The sequence below is a fragment of the Syntrophorhabdus sp. genome (assembly GCA_012719415.1).
GTDB lineage: Bacteria > Desulfobacterota > Syntrophorhabdia > Syntrophorhabdales > Syntrophorhabdaceae > Delta-02.
The window spans coordinates 1-14,742 of the sequence record JAAYAK010000051.1 but is presented as its reverse complement, the minus strand read 5'-3'; the positions used below and the strand labels follow the sequence as shown (position 1 = coordinate 14,742).

General features: G+C 57.8%; 12 protein-coding genes. 8 read left to right on the top strand and 4 right to left on the bottom strand.

Features of this window, described 5'->3' with window-relative positions:
* Window positions 1–103: 103 nt before the first annotated feature.
* The 8 genes from GXX82_03275 to GXX82_03240 all read left to right on the top strand — a co-directional run bounded on the left by GXX82_03275 (window position 104) and on the right by GXX82_03240 (window position 10,046).
* Window positions 104–694, top strand: a complete 591-nt coding sequence (locus tag GXX82_03275) for a lytic transglycosylase domain-containing protein (GenBank protein NLT22048.1) — start codon at window positions 104–106, stop codon at window positions 692–694.
* Window positions 695–720: 26 nt separating this feature from the next.
* A complete protein-coding gene (mfd, locus tag GXX82_03270; GenBank protein NLT22047.1) occupies window positions 721–3,912 on the top strand; it encodes a transcription-repair coupling factor in 3,192 nt (1,063 codons plus the stop codon).
* Window positions 3,913–4,034: 122 nt separating this feature from the next.
* Window positions 4,035–5,024: a peptidylprolyl isomerase gene (locus GXX82_03265; GenBank protein ID NLT22046.1), complete on the top strand. Its 990-nt coding sequence runs from the start codon at window positions 4,035–4,037 to the stop codon at window positions 5,022–5,024.
* Complete coding sequence (locus GXX82_03260) at window positions 5,021–5,953, top strand: hypothetical protein (GenBank protein NLT22045.1); 933 nt, start codon at window positions 5,021–5,023, stop codon at window positions 5,951–5,953. Before GXX82_03265 ends, GXX82_03260 begins: the two co-directional genes overlap by 4 nt.
* Before the next feature lie 4 nt (window positions 5,954–5,957).
* Window positions 5,958–6,920: a 4-hydroxythreonine-4-phosphate dehydrogenase PdxA gene (pdxA, locus tag GXX82_03255; GenBank protein NLT22044.1), complete on the top strand. Its 963-nt coding sequence runs from the start codon at window positions 5,958–5,960 to the stop codon at window positions 6,918–6,920.
* A 264-nt stretch (window positions 6,921–7,184) separates the two neighbouring features.
* Window positions 7,185–8,216, top strand: a complete 1,032-nt coding sequence (locus GXX82_03250; protein NLT22043.1) for a TRAP transporter substrate-binding protein — start codon at window positions 7,185–7,187, stop codon at window positions 8,214–8,216.
* A 35-nt stretch (window positions 8,217–8,251) separates the two neighbouring features.
* Entirely contained in the window at window positions 8,252–8,737 is a 486-nt protein-coding gene (locus GXX82_03245) for a TRAP transporter small permease (protein ID NLT22042.1), read from the top strand.
* A 1-nt stretch (window position 8,738) separates the two neighbouring features.
* Complete coding sequence (locus GXX82_03240) at window positions 8,739–10,046, top strand: TRAP transporter large permease (GenBank protein NLT22041.1); 1,308 nt, start codon at window positions 8,739–8,741, stop codon at window positions 10,044–10,046.
* Window positions 10,047–10,493: 447 nt separating this feature from the next.
* Here the strand turns inward: GXX82_03240 and GXX82_03235 are convergent, their stop codons facing one another.
* The 4 genes from GXX82_03235 to GXX82_03220 are packed head-to-tail and all read right to left on the bottom strand — an operon-like array spanning window position 10,494 to window position 14,680.
* Window positions 10,494–11,381, bottom strand: a complete 888-nt coding sequence (locus tag GXX82_03235) for a phosphoribosylaminoimidazolesuccinocarboxamide synthase (protein NLT22040.1) — start codon at window positions 11,379–11,381, stop codon at window positions 10,494–10,496.
* A gap of 12 nt (window positions 11,382–11,393) precedes the next feature.
* Window positions 11,394–12,083, bottom strand: coding sequence for a High molecular weight rubredoxin (locus GXX82_03230; GenBank protein NLT22039.1), 690 nt, complete (start codon window positions 12,081–12,083; stop codon window positions 11,394–11,396).
* Window positions 12,084–12,116: 33 nt separating this feature from the next.
* Window positions 12,117–12,980, bottom strand: coding sequence for a 2-oxoacid:ferredoxin oxidoreductase subunit beta (locus tag GXX82_03225; protein NLT22038.1), 864 nt, complete (start codon window positions 12,978–12,980; stop codon window positions 12,117–12,119).
* Window positions 12,980–14,680: a 2-oxoacid:acceptor oxidoreductase subunit alpha gene (locus tag GXX82_03220; protein ID NLT22037.1), complete on the bottom strand. Its 1,701-nt coding sequence runs from the start codon at window positions 14,678–14,680 to the stop codon at window positions 12,980–12,982. Before GXX82_03220 ends, GXX82_03225 begins: the two co-directional genes overlap by 1 nt.
* Window positions 14,681–14,742 lie beyond the last annotated feature (62 nt).

Sequence of the window (14,742 nt, the reverse complement as noted above, 5' to 3'; positions counted from 1 at the left end):
GGCATATCGCGTGGCGCGGCCCGCGCACCACTGACTGTCCCCCGTGTTAACGTGCAAGGGGCGCAGGTTGACATCGCCGGAACAACTGGTGTATGAAATATGCATGACAAACTGGTACTGGGTAAGATTCGGAGCGTTCCTTACCATTGTGGTCCTATGCTTCGCCATACCCGTGACGGCTGTGTATTCCTCTTTCCAGAAACAGCAGCACATACGGGAGCAGATAGTCCTTCACCTCAGGAACGCCAACGCGAACCTGAACGAGAAGGACCTGCGGGCTATCTCCCGCACCGTCTGGGAAGCATCGAAAAAATACGGGATAGACTACAGGCTTGTTCTCGCATTGATGAAGGTCGAGTCCAATTTCCGCCATGACGCCGTCTCCGAGATGGGAGCGCGGGGCTTGCTTCAGGTCAAGCCGTCTTTGGCAAAGTATATGGCTTCCGACATGGGGATCGAGTGGAAGGGAAACCGCACCATCGACGACCCCGGGAACAATATCAGGATAGGGATCCATTTCCTTTCGGAGCTTGTCCACCGTTTCTATTGTGTCACCACGGCCCTGCGCGCTTACAACATGGGCCCCGAGAGAACCCGTGAACTGCCGCCGGAGAAGATGACCTCCCCCCGGGGCTTCCCCGGGCTCGTGTTGCGGGAATACGACAGGAACATAGTGATATTGCCCGATCCTTAAGAAACAACTATCCGGTGCATCCCTCCGTGACCGATTCCCAGAACGTCAAGACCGATGATGCGCACGAAGGCTGTCTGTATGTAACGGGCAGAGCGGGGTCCTTTGTCTCTTTTCTCGTGGCACAGAGGAAGAAGAGAACGCTTTTCCTCTACGAGGATGACGACTCCGCGGACCTTGTCCGGGAAGAGATGGCGTACTACGGGAACAGGGAGGTGGCCCTCTTCCCGCCTTATCAGGACCGCGTCTTTGAGGAAGACGACGATCTCAGGCGCAGCGGTTTTCTCTATCGTCTCGCCACCGATGAGAGCTTCATCGGGCTCTTCCCCATCTCTTCCCTTACCCACGCCCTGCCTCCCCCGGAAAGGGTTTCCGAGGACATCACGACCCTGAAGGTCGGCGACACCGTTTTTCCCGAGAACATCCATGACGACCTCGACAGGAAGGGTTACGAACTGACGCCCCTCGTCCGTGAGGGTGGGCAGTGGGCGAAACGGGGCAGCATCATCGATTTCTTTCCCCCCACCTCGGACAGACCGGTAAGGTGCGAGTTCATAGGGGATCAGATACTCTCCCTGAGACATTTCAACCCTCTTTCCCAGAGGTCCGAGAAAGAGCTTCCCCGTTGCGACATAACGTCCATCTCTGCAAGGGACGAGAGCGGGTCATCGACCATAATAGACTATCTTGGCGCCCCCCTCACTCTTGTCCACCCGGGAGATTCCTCGATCAGTGAGGCCCTTCACGCCGCCGACACGGACATAAAGGAGAGTTGGGCACGGCTTCTCGGAGAGGCGGAACAGATAGACCTTTCCGGCATCGTCGGTCCCGATGAGAGGCAAAGGACACTCAGGGCCGCCTCCAACGATGACCTTCGGCAGCTCTTTCTCCTCCACAAGACACAGATATTCCATATACTCCGGGAGAAGCTTGAAGGGGAATGGTCCCACTATCCTTACGTCTATCTCTTTGCCAACACGGCGCACCAGGCAAAGAGGCTCCAGGAGATATTCGAGAGCTATGGCCTCGTACTGCCCATCCTCCCCCGCATATCCTACCGGAGACGGATGAGAGAATGGGGCATCATCGAAGGACCTATACGCCGCGGCTTCAGGACCGACGACATCGTCCTCCTCACGGAGGACGACATAGCGGGACCCAAGAAAAGGGTCGTCAAGAGACAGTTCGGCAGCCGGGACGAATTCCTTGCCTCCTTCAAGGACCTCACGGAAGGCGAGCTCGTCGTCCACGTGGACCACGGGATAGGCGTCTACAACGGCATCGTTCCCCTGACCGTCAACGGGTTCACGAAAGACTTTCTCCTCATCGAGTACCTGGGGGGGGACAAGCTCTACGTCCCCGTCGACGACCTGCACCTGGTGCAGAAGTTCATCGGCAGCGAGAAGTTCAAGCCCAAGGTGGACCGGTTGGGCTCGAGGTACTGGCTCAATACGAAGAAGCGGGTCCGCAAGCAGATCGAGGACATCGCCGGCGAGCTCCTCGAGATCTACGCGGCACGGCAGATGTCGGAGGGCCACAGCTACCCGCCCGAAGATGAGCTTTTCAGAGAGATGGAATCCCGCTTCGAATACGAGGAGACGGAGGGTCAGGTCAATGCCATAAACGACGTCCTGGCAGACCTGAGAAGCACGAGACCCATGGACAGGCTCGTCTGCGGCGATGTCGGCTTCGGTAAGACCGAGGTGGCCCTTCGAGCGGCCTTCAAGGCCGTCCTCGACGGAAAACAGGTGGCCGTCCTTGTACCCACCACCGTTCTCGCCCAACAGCACTTCAAAACCTTCAGTGACCGCCTCTCCGATTATCCCATCGTCCTCGGGATGCTGTCGCGCTTCCGGACGAAGGAGCAACAGGCCGAAACGGCCCGGCTTCTGGAAAAAGGACAGGTGGACATCATCATCGGCACCCACAGGCTCCTGCAAAAGGACGTTTCGTTCCGTGACCTCGGGCTTCTCATCATCGACGAGGAACACCGTTTCGGAGTGAGACACAAGGAGAGGCTCAAGACCATCAAGAAGACGGTGGACGTTCTGACCTTGAGCGCCACGCCCATCCCGCGGACCCTCTATATGGCGACCTCGGGGATAAGGGACCTCAGCGTCATCGACACGCCGCCGCTCGACCGCCACGCGGTGAGGACCACGGTGGTGAAGTTCAACGACGCCGTCGTGGCGCGTGGCATACGCAACGAGCTCGAGAGGTCCGGGCAGGTCTTCTTCGTCCATAACTTCGTTCATAACATAGGCGTCGTCCACGAGCACCTGGCGAGGATCGTGCCCGAGGCGCGGATAGCCGTGGCACACGGGCAGATGAGCGGAAGCCGGCTCGAAAAGATAATGGTGGACTTCATAGAGAAGCGCTACGACGTGCTCCTGTCGACGAACATAATCGAATCGGGGCTGGACATATCCAATGTCAACACCATCTTCATCAACAACGCCCACAGGATGGGCCTTGCCGACCTCTACCAGCTCAGGGGCAGGGTCGGACGGAGTACCCGCCAGGCCTACGCGTTCCTCCTTGTTCCCGACGAGGAAAAATTGACGCGAGACGCCCGCCTGAGGCTCAAGATCCTCGAAGAGCTCACGGACCTCGGTTCGGGCTTCCAGATAGCGAACTACGACCTGGAGATACGGGGTGCGGGAAACCTGGTCGGCAAGGAACAATCGGGCAACGTCAACCTCATCGGTTTCGAGCTCTACTGCGACATGCTCGAAGAGACCATGACGAGACTCAGGAACAAGGGTGACGTTCCCGAGGAAGAGATCGGCGCGGAGATCAATATCCCCGTGAACGCCTACATACCCGACGTGTACATCCAGGACGCCACCCAGAAGCTCCTCGCGTATAAACGACTTTCCCGTGTCCGCGATGAGGACGAGCTGAGGGAAATGGAGAACGAGTTGAAGGACCGGTACGGCGCCCTCCCCTCCTCGCTTGTCAACCTTCTGGAGGTCATTTCGCTGAAGTCTCTCCTTGTGCGCCTGAGGATCCGCAAGGTGGAGAAGAGTGACAGACAGGTGATTCTCCATGTTACGGAACGGACGCCCCTCGACATGAAAAAACTTCTCGCCCTCGCCACGGACAGCGGCAGAGCGATCAAGCTCCTTCCCGACGGACGCATTATCATCCGTTCCACTCTCCATGAGGGCGAACTCATGAATTTCATAAGAAATATATTGATGGAGATCGCGCCGCTGTGATATAAGAGTTCGTTACAGGCTAATTGATCGCCGTCGTGCGCGTCGGGTCGTTCCGGTCGGGAGCGATCGGCGATAGAGGTTGATATATGCTGGAAAATCGAGAAGGGTTGAAGAGGTGGGGAATGAAGAATGCGGTGATCTGCCTGTGTTTGGCGCTATGTCTCTTTGCATGCGACAAGAAGGATGATAGTAAGGTTCTCGTCACGATAAACAACGACAAGCTCACCATGACCGAGTTCAACAAGGAACTCGACAAGATACCGATGAACATGAAGATGATGGTCGCCTCAGAGAGCGGCAAGAAGGCCTACCTCGACAGGCTGATCACGAAGAGACTCCTTCTTGCGGAGGCCCAGAAGGCCAGCATCGAAAAGGACAAGGAATTCGAGAACAAGCTGGCGGAGATCAGGGAACAGCTCATCATAGAATCGCTCCTGAAGAAGAAACTTGCCGCGGGAGCGAACATCACCGAGGAGGGTCTCCAGAAGTATTACGATACCAACAAGGAGAAGTTCCGGAAAGACACGGAGATCAATACACGGCACATTCTCGTGAAATCCGAGGAAGAAGCGAGACAGGTGAAGGAAAGGCTTCAGGCCGGTGAGGACTTCGCGGACCTCGCAAAGAAGTATTCCATCGATCCCAACGCCAAGGTGACGGGCGGCGAGGTCGGCTTCCATCCCAAGGGCACTCTCCTGCCTGAATACGAGGGGGCGGCATTCAAACTCACGAAGGTGGGTCAGACGAGCGGGGTCGTCAAAACCCAGTTCGGGTATCACATAATACGGCTCGAAGGGATCAAACCGCCCGCGTATGTTCCTTTCGCGGAGGTGAAGGATTTTATCAAGCAGCAGCTCATGCAGGAGAAACAGAAGGAAGTGCTCGACAAGTACATCGAAGAACTGAAGAAGAATGCGAAGATCACCATCAACGAGGACCTTTTGAAGGACCAGGCTCCCGCCGGTTCTGCAAAACCCGAAACAAAGGACGCGAAACCGGAAGCGAAAGACACGAAACCTGAAGCGAAGGATGCCCCATCAGCCAAGCCAGCGGGGACAAAGACTGCGCCCGCAACCCCGCCAACGAAGGAGACGGTACCACAAAGCAAATGAAACTCATAATTACATTCATCATTGCCGCAACCATCATGACCTTTGCAGGCGTTTGCACACATGCCGAGGTCATAGACAGGGTCATCGCCATCGTCAATGACGACATCATCACCCTGAAGGATTTCGAGGCATTCGTAAAGATCGAGAAACGAACGAAATTCACTTCCATCGATGAATACTTCCGGAACCTCCAGATGAAGGACAGGCTCGATGCTTACGTGGAAGGCGTCCTTATCAAGCAACAGACCAAAAAGATGGGGATCGTTGTGGTGGACGCTGAAGTGTTGGACTTCATAGAGGGTATCAAGAAACAGAACCTCATCACCGACGCCGAACTCAGAGAACAGCTCAGGAAGGACAACGTCACCTACGAGCAGTTCAAGGAGGGTATCAAGCTGAACATCCTGAGGACGAGGCTTCTCATGCGCGTCGTCTCCACGGAGGTAGTCGTGACCGAGGCGCGCCTGAAAGGCTACTACGAGAGCCACCAGGACCTGTTCCGGGAAGAGGAGTACCATATTCAGCAGATATTCATCTCCGGACAACATCCGGACATCCGGGACCGTGCTGAAAAGGCCTATACTCAACTCACCTCCGGAACACCCTTCGAGGACGTGGCGCGCGGCCTCTCCGACGACCCCTCTGCCAGGCAGGGAGGCGACATCGGCTTTGTCAAAAGAGGCGACCTCATGCCCACCCTGAGGGATGGTCTGAACAACGTCCAGCCGGGATCGTTCACGCAGGTTATCCCAACACAGTACGGCCTGCACATACTCAAGCTCATCGAGGTGAAACGAGCCGAGGTCCTCCCTTACGAAGATGTCAAGAAGATCGTCAACGACCGCATGGTCATGGAGGAATCGAACAAACGCTACCGCGACTACATGGACAAGCTGAAAAAGACCTCCTACATCGAGATCAAGATCTAGTTTCATGAACCGCATCGCCGTCACCATGGGCGACCCCGCCGGAATAGGCGGCGAGATCATACTCAAGGCGCTTCCCCGCCTCATGGGCAGGAGTATCCCCGTCATCGTCGGCGACATGAAGGTTATTGAGGCGCTTCGGGCCGGACCGTCCTCCCTGCCGCTGCCTCCCTTCAAGGATCTCGGGCAGGGCTCCGGGGGAGATGTCGAATTCCTCGACCTCGGCTTCATGGACACCGTGGGACCCGGTGTCTCGGACAGCCGGTGCGGCGAGGCTTCCTATCGATACATCCGTGAGGCGTTGAAACTCATCTTCACCGGCGAGGCGTCAGCCATCGTTACCTGCCCCATAAGCAAGGCCTCTTTGCATCTCGCAGGGGTCCCCTTCCCGGGTCACACGGAGTTGCTTGCCCACGCGGCCGGGGTGGACAGTTACGTGATGATGCTCGCAAACCCCAGGATGCGGGTGAGTCTCGTGACCATCCATATCCCCCTCAAGGACGTACCGGCCCGGATAACCGAAGAAAGGGTCTTCCGGACCATCGCCATCACCGGCCGTTCTCTTCGGGAGAACTTCTCGATGGGACACCCCGTCATCAAGGTCTGTGGTCTTAACCCCCATGCAGGCGAAGCGGGTATCATAGGAGATGAAGAGGAGCGCGTTTCACGGGCCATACTCCGGGCCCGGGAGACAGGCATGGACGTGACGGGACCCTACCCCGGCGACTCGGTTTTCCATCGCATCGACTGCGACGCGTACATCGCGATGTACCATGACCAGGGCCTCATACCGGTGAAGACCACCGATTTCAGACACACCGTCAATATCACGCTGGGGCTGCCCTTCGTAAGGACATCGCCCGGCCACGGCACCGGTTTCGACATAGCTGGCAGGGGCATTGCGGATCCCGTGAGCCTCATCGAGGCTTACAGAACAGCTGAGGTCATGACGCGCAGCGCCCGTCTGTAAGTCGCATCCCCGCCAAGGATTCTCTTGACACACTCCGCGCCTGTGTGTTACAAACAGGCCATGTCAGAAAGGACGGAGCACTTCATGATCAGTTCAAATTGGGCTTGGTGGTGGCGGACATAACAGGTGTGAGACCGTAAATGTTCGGCCATGGACGGTTTCACGCCGTCCATGGCCTTCGTGTTCTAAGGCCATGGGTTTTCGATACCCCATGGCCTTTTTCTTTCTGAGATGACGACATCGATCCAAAAAGGAGGCCGTTCCATGAGAAGAAATAAGATTGCTTCGCCGTTCATTGCAGTGATCCTTATCGCCGCCGCGGTGTTTGTGGCGTGTACCCCGGGGCACACCGCGTCGATCGTCCTCAAGTACGCCAATTTCCCGCCCGCGTCCACCTTCCCCTGCATCCAGATGGAAAGATGGGCAAGGGAGGTCGAAAAGCGAACGGGCGGCAAGGTGAAGGTCCAGACCTTTCCCGGAGGTACTCTCCTGCCGGCAAAGAACATCTTTGACGGGGTGGCGGCGGGCATGGCCGATATCGGGAATTTCGCGATGAGCTACCAGCCGGGAAGGTTCCCGCTCTCCGAGGCCATCGACCTCCCTGTCGGTTTCAGAAACGCACGCGCGGCAAGCATGGCCCTCTTCGATCTCATCCAAAAGCATCAACCGAAGGAATTTGCGAAGGTGAAGCTCATCACCGTTTTCACCTGTCCTCCCGCGGACATAATGACGAAGATGCCCGTGCGTTCCCTAAAGGAACTCAAGGGGATGGAACTGAGGACCTCGGGCACGGGCACGGATGTCCTCAAGCGGATCGGGGCCATACCCATCGGCATGCCCCAGTCCGAGGCCCCCGAGGCCATACAGAAGGGGATCGTCAAGGGCAACGTCTCCTCCATGGAGATCCTGAAGGACTTCAACTTCGCCGCATATCTTCCTTACGCGACAGAGGCGAACCTCTTCGTCGTGTCCTTCGCCGTCGTGATGAACAAGGACAGATGGGATTCCCTTCCCGGAGACGTGAAGAAAACCATCGACGACCTTGCCCGGGAGCAGGCCGAATGGACGGGGGCATATGTGGATGACCACGTGAAGGAAGCCCTTGAATGGTCGAAAAAGCGATACAGCCACCAGGTCACCCGCCTCTCCGCGGCCGATCAGAGCGACATAGCCCGTCTCACAAAACCGATGATCGACGACTATGTCAGGAGGGTAACATCGCAGGGCCTCCCCGGCGGGGAAATCATGAAAGACGTCTACGCGCTGAAGCAGAAGTATGAGAAAAAGTACAGGTGACACGGGTCATAGGTCATAGGAATTAGGAGGTCTGAATGAGGTATCTGGATAGGGTCAATGTTGCTCTCAATGGGTTTCTTATGGTCCTGGGGGGTTTCGCCGTCCTTGCGCTCATGACGGTCGCGACGGCGAATGTGGTGCTCAGGATGGTCCATGCCCCTTGCCGGGGAGCCTACGAGGTCGTTTCGTTCCTGGGAGCCGTTGTCATAGCCTTCGCGCTCGGTTACACGGAGAAGAAAAAAGGTAACATAATCGTCGAGATACTGACGGAACGGTTCCCGAAAGGGCTCCAAAGGATGCTGGAAGGGGCCAATTGCGTGATCAGCGGCGCCTTCTTCTCTCTTGTCTCCTGGCAGATCTACGAATACGGCATGAAGATCATGGAATCAGGCGAGCTTTCGGAGACCCTGAAGATCGCCTTCCACCCCTTCGTCTTCGCCGTCTCCTTCGGTTTCGCGGTCCTTGCCCTGACTCTCTTCGTAGACCTCGCGGGACTCTTTGTGAACAGGGAGGGGAACTAGCATGGAAGGCCCCATCGTCGGAGTCATCGGCATCGTCGTCATGTTCGCCGTCCTCTTCCTTCTCAGGATCCCGGCCGCCTTCACTATGGCCATCGTGGGATTCGCGGGGGTGGTATACATCACCTCCCTCAAGGCGGCGCTCGGCATGATCGGTGCCGACATGTGGAACATCTTCTCCAGTTACGGCCTGACGGTCATCCCCATGTTCATCCTTGTTGGGGAGTTCGCGCACTGGGGAGGCTACAACAACAGCCTCTACAACGCCACCTACAGGTGGTTCGGCCACTACCGCGGCGGGCTTGCGATAACCACCATCATGGCATGCGCGATCTTCTCCGCCATCAGCGGTTCCAATTCCGCCACCGCCGCCACCATGAGCACCGTCGCCATACCGGAGATGAAAAAGTACAACTACCGGCCCGAACTCAATGCGGGGGCGGTCGCCGCCGGGGCGACCCTTGGTGTTCTCATCCCGCCGAGCATCGTCCTCGTCATCTACGGGCTCTACACCGGGCAGTCCATAGGGAAGCTTTTCTTCGGCAACGTCATACCCAGCGTCATCCTGACTGTCCTCATCGCCGCCACCGTCTTCTATATCTGCTGGCGCCACCCCGAGTGGGGCCCCAAAGGCCCGAAAAGCACATGGCGGGAACGCTTCGGGGCCCTTCCCGACCTCATTGAGATCTCGCTCCTCTTCGGGATCATCATGTTCGCCCTGTTCACGGGTTGCGTCACAGCCACGGAGGCCGCTGCCGCCAGCTGCGCTCTGGGACTCATACTGTGCGTCATACGCCGCAAGCTGTCCTGGAAAGGCTTCGTTGCCTCCGTCACGGACACCCTGCGCATATCCGCCATGGTCTTCATCATCGTCGCGGGCGCCGTCATCTTCGGGAGGTTCCTGGCCGTCACACGCCTGCCCTTCGAGGCGGCCTCGTGGATATCCACCCTCACCTTGCCCGGCTGGGCCCTCTTCTGGATCATCGTCCTGTGTTACATCATTGGCGGCTGCGTTATGGATGCCCTTGCTTTCCTCCTCGTCTCCCTGCCCATCTTCTATCCTATCGTCATGGAGATGGGATACGACCCCATTTGGTTCGGCCAGGTCATCACGATAGTCACCACCATGGGAGCCATCATGCCCCCCGTGGGCCTGTGCTGCTACGTGGTGGCCGGAATGGCAAAGGACATACCCCTGGCAACGGTCTTCAGGGGCAGCTTCTACTACATCCCGTCCTACATCATAGCCATTCTCCTGCTCATGCTTTTCCCCTACGGCACGGTGATGGTGCTGTCGAACCTGGTGAGATAGGGAAGGCGAAAGACTTGCCTCTCGCCCGCTTCGCTCAAGACCGCAGAGGACGCAGAGAAAAGATTCGGCCGGATTTCGAAGCCTCCCAAAATCCGGCCGGCTTTGCATCCCGTCTGCGACGGGAGGGAAAAGAAGGGTTTTGGTTTCGAGTGGGGGGCTGGGAGATTGAGGGGGTGCGGTAGTATGGGGGTTGGAGGATGGTTATAGGACCTATAAGACATATAGGACTATGACTACAGGGGGGAGATAAGGGGGAATGATTTTTTCAGGATAAGAAAAAAAAGACTATTTCTTTCTCTCCCGCCGGGACGGCGGGACGAGAAGGCCGCCGGATTTTGGTAGGCTCCGAGATCCGGCGGCAATCTTTTCTCTCTTATCTCCTCTCTTTGCGACCTCTGTGAGCTTGAGAGAGGAGCGAACGCGACGAACGGGCGTGAGATAATGTCTTTAGAGTTTCTCCCCCGTCAGGATCGTGTATATCTCCTTGTATCTCTCCGACGTTTTCTTCGCCACTTCCGGCGGGAGCTCCGGGCCGGGGTAGGTCTTGGGCCAGTCGAGGGTGTTCAGGTAGTCCCTGACTATCTGCTTGTCGTAGCTGTCCTGGGACTTGCCGGGAGCGTAGTCCTTCAGCGACCAGAAGCGGGACGAATCGGGCGTGAGGACCTCGTCGACGAGCACGACATTGCCCTCGATAACGCCGAATTCGAACTTGGTATCGGCAACTATGATACCCCGCTTCTCGCCTATGGCCCGCGCCTTCTCATAAATGGCGATGCTCGTGTCCCGCACCTTTCCGGCGTAGTCGTCGCCTATGATCTTCACCGCCTCTTCGAAGGAGATGTTGAGGTCGTGCCCTTCGTCCGCCTTCGTCGACGGAGTGAAGACCGGCTTTTCGAGCTTGGAGGACTCCCTGAGGCCATCCGGAAGCCTGATGCCGCACACGGTTCCAGACTTCCTGTACTCGCTCCAGCCGGAACCTGCCAGGTAACCCCTGACCACACATTCCACGGGCAGGACCTTCGCCTTCTTCACAAGCATGCTCCTGTCCCTGAGAGCGTCGGCATATCTCCTGAGGGCTGTCGGATACCGGTCCGCATCCGTCTCTATGATATGATTTGGGATGATATCCTCCACCTGCCGAAACCAGAAAAGAGAGAGTTTCGTCAAGACCTTCCCTTTGTCCTCGATGCCCGTGGGAAGAACGACGTCAAAGGCCGAAAGCCTGTCGGTGGCCACGATGAGCAACTGATCGCCAAGATCGTATATGTCCCGGACCTTGCCCTTCCTCGGTGCCCCCAGTGCTTCGAAGTTCGTCTCCCGTAATATGTTCGTCATGTGCACTCCCCGCTATACCTTTGAGAATTCGCTCTTCGCCACGTTGCAGATAGGACAGGTGAATGTCTCGGGAAGGTCCTCGAAACGAGTACCCGGGGCAATGCCTATCTGGGGAACACCTTCGGCGGGATCGTAGACCCACCCGCAAGCGTTGCAGACATATTTCCCGGTGTCCACCGGCCCCGCCGGTCGGGAGTCTTCCTTCACATATGTGGGGGCGGTCTTCGGCGACTTTCCACCCTTGACGGTATGGTAGTACGCATAGGTCATCGGTTCGGCGTCGCCGAGGACATCGCAGTCGATCACCTTCCCGATGAACACCGTATGAGTTCCGACATCGGTCATGCTCAGGACCTCACACTCCAGGTAACCCACGGCGTTGTCAAGCACGATGGGGGCGCCCGTCGTTCCTGTCCTGTGACCGGTGTCCGCGAACTTGTCGATGTCCCTGCCGGATTTGAAACCGAACCTGCCGATGAGCGTCATGGGGGCAAACTTGGAGAGGATCGATACCGTGAATACCCTGCTCGAAACTATGTAGTCATGGGTCAGGTTCTGCTTATTGATGCTGACCGCCAGCGTCGGCGGTTCCGACGTGATCTGGAAGGCAGTGTTGGCTATCTGCCCGTTGAACTTGCCATCTTTCTTCGAACTGATGATGTAGACACCGTAGCAGAGCTTCTGAATGGCCTTGAGATTCATTCCGTCCTCCTTTCGGTTCCCGATGTGTTTGCTTCAATGGAAATCCCTGAGAGACCCCGGCAGCTTTTCCTTCAATTCCTGCCATCTGCCCGACCCGTCCACGAGGGGTCCGCCGCTTATGACGGGGACTCTCTTCTCGAAAGAGGGTCGATCATTCCTGTATATCACGCCGATGGGTATCCTGTCACCCCACTCCAGCGCTTTTTCGAAGGCCCTGACCCGGTCGCGGGGATCGTGGTCCTCCCCGATCCGGTAAACCCTTTTCCCGTACCACTCCCAGGTGTTGACCTTGTTCAGGGAAACGCAGGGCTGGAGTATGTCGACGAGCGATAACCCCTCGTGAGCAAAGGCCGAACGGATAAGCGACGTGAGATGCTCGCGGTCTCCCGCGTATCCCCTCGCCACAAAACCGCAGTCCATCGCCACCGCCATGGCCATGGGGTTGAGCTGCTCCGAAAGAACGCCGAAGGGCTGGTTCTTGGTCACCATCCCCTCCATGCTCGTCGGCGAGGCCTGGCCCTTTGTGAGCCCGTAGATCTGGTTGTCATGGACAAAGACCTTTACGCCAACATTGCGTCTCATGGCATGGAGAAGATGGTTGCCTCCCTCGCCGTACATGTCACCGTCACCGCCGACGGCCACGACGAGCAACCCGTGGTTGGCAAGCTTGATACCCGTCGCAACGGGAAGCGCCCTTCCATGCAGCCCGTTGAAGGTGTTGCACCTCACATAATGGGGAAATTTCCCCGCCTGGCCTATGCCTGAGACGATGCAGAACCGGCCTGGCTCGACGCCTTCGGCCTCAAGCGCCGCCGTGAAGGCATTCAGGATGGAAAAGTTCCCGCAACCGGGACACCACGCCGGGATCTCCCCCAGGTACCTGTCGCGACCTTCCATCAGAGTTCCTCCATCAGTTCCTCCACCAGGAAGGGCCTGCCGTCGTACCTCAAGACCCTGTCCGTGACGGAGTAACCTGTCTCGTCCCTCAGTAACCGGGCGAACTGTCCCGTGGCGTTCAGTTCTACGGAGACTGTCCTCCTGGCTTTCTTGAGCACTTCCAGGTAATCGAAGGCCCCGAGGCCGGGAAGAGGAAAGACCTCGCTGAAATGGAGCATCGCCATCTTCTTCTCCGGCATGGCCTCCACCACTTCCCTGACCACTCCGTACGTGGACCCCCAGGACACAAGAACGGTCTCCGGCTGCTCCGAACCCAGGAACAGGGGAGGTGAGATCTCTTTCCTGATGCTGTCCATCTTGAGGAAGAGCCTTTTCTCCACCATCCTCTTCCGGGTCTCTCCGTCCTCGATGATGTGTCCTGCCTCGCTGTGCTCGTCGCTGTCGGTGACGACGACATGCCTCGTCTTTCCCGGTATCGCGAATGGCGACACCCCCGTGGGGGTGAAGGCGTGCCTCCTGTATTCGTCGAAACCGTCGACCTCTCCGGAGGCGGCCCGCCAGTCGCGCATGGGAAGATCGTCGAGGGGAAGGCCGTCCATCGTCCATTGTGTGTCGGCGAGGTATTGATCGGTCATCACGAAGACAGGGATCTGGTACTTCTGGGAAAGATCGAAGGCCTTTGCCGTCAGGGACACGGCCTGCGCGGGGTCGCCGGGGGCGAATATGACGCGGGGAAACTCGCCGTGGCCGGCGTTGAGGGCAAAGAGGAGGTCAGCCTGCTCCGTCTTCGTGGGCAATCCCGTAGCGGGTCCCGGTCTCTGGGCAAGGGCTATGACGATGGGGGTCTCCGTCATCGCGGCGAGGGAAAGACCCTCGGTCATGAGAGCGAAGCCGCCCCCCGATGTCCCCGTCATGGACCTGACCCCGGCAAAGGAAGCTCCCAGTGCCATGTTGATGGCGGCTATCTCGTCTTCCGCCTGTTCCACGATAATGCCGTATTCCTTTGCCTTTGAGCTCAGGAAGAGCATTATCCCCGTGGAGGGCGTCATGGGATAGGCGCTGTAGAACCTGCAGTCCGCTGCCAGGGCGCCGAAGCCGATGGCATCGTTCCCGCCTATAAGCATCTTCGGGGCACCCGGGGAATCGAGGGTGAAGGCACAGCGCCCGCAGTTTCTCGCGGCGTACTTATAGCCGGCCATGGCGGCTCGCCTGTTCTGTTCCCGCGTCTCGTCGTCCTTTCTCTTCAAGAGCCCCGTGATGATGTCGAAGAGCGGGTCGATGGGAAAACCCAGCATCCCGAGGATGGCCCCCGTGGCCACCGTGTTGGCCACGATCGCTTTCGCCCCCGAATCGGTCGCGAGCTTCACAAAGGGAATGTCCAGGAACTGAGGCCCGCTGAAGTTCTCCTTCAACTGGAAAGGATCGTAGACAATGATACCCTGTTCCATGAGTTCTCTCTGGTGAAGTGTGACCGACGCTCCGTCAAAGGCGACCAGGACATCGATAGACCTGCGGGGCGCACGGATGGGCCGGTCGCTCACGCGTATCTGGTAGAAGTTGTGCCCCCCGCGGATGCGCGACTCGTAGTCCTGGTTCGTGAATACATGGTATCCCAGCCGGGAAAGCGCCTTCGCGAGGGCGTCACCCACCGTCTGGATTCCCTGACCTGCCTCGCCGCCTATTTTCAGTGTGTAATCCACGCTGTTTTCCAGAACACCATTATAGAGGGTTAGCCGGCAAATATCAACCGCTGTGACCCCTG

What these genes read in the sequence shown, in the direction of transcription:
- GXX82_03265 (NLT22046.1), top strand. Translation starts at nt 4,035, where the DNA reads ATGAAGAATGCGGTGATCTGCCTGTGTTTGGCGCTATGTCTCTTTGCA.
- GXX82_03275 (NLT22048.1), top strand. Translation starts at nt 104, where the DNA reads ATGACAAACTGGTACTGGGTAAGATTCGGAGCGTTCCTTACCATTGTG.
- pdxA (NLT22044.1), top strand. Translation starts at nt 5,958, where the DNA reads ATGAACCGCATCGCCGTCACCATGGGCGACCCCGCCGGAATAGGCGGC.
- GXX82_03250 (NLT22043.1), top strand. Translation starts at nt 7,185, where the DNA reads ATGAGAAGAAATAAGATTGCTTCGCCGTTCATTGCAGTGATCCTTATC.
- GXX82_03260 (NLT22045.1), top strand. Translation starts at nt 5,021, where the DNA reads ATGAAACTCATAATTACATTCATCATTGCCGCAACCATCATGACCTTT.
- GXX82_03230 (NLT22039.1), bottom strand. Translation starts at nt 12,083, where the DNA reads ATGAATCTCAAGGCCATTCAGAAGCTCTGCTACGGTGTCTACATCATC.
- GXX82_03235 (NLT22040.1), bottom strand. Translation starts at nt 11,381, where the DNA reads ATGACGAACATATTACGGGAGACGAACTTCGAAGCACTGGGGGCACCG.
- GXX82_03225 (NLT22038.1), bottom strand. Translation starts at nt 12,980, where the DNA reads ATGGAAGGTCGCGACAGGTACCTGGGGGAGATCCCGGCGTGGTGTCCC.
- GXX82_03240 (NLT22041.1), top strand. Translation starts at nt 8,739, where the DNA reads ATGGAAGGCCCCATCGTCGGAGTCATCGGCATCGTCGTCATGTTCGCC.
- GXX82_03245 (NLT22042.1), top strand. Translation starts at nt 8,252, where the DNA reads ATGAGGTATCTGGATAGGGTCAATGTTGCTCTCAATGGGTTTCTTATG.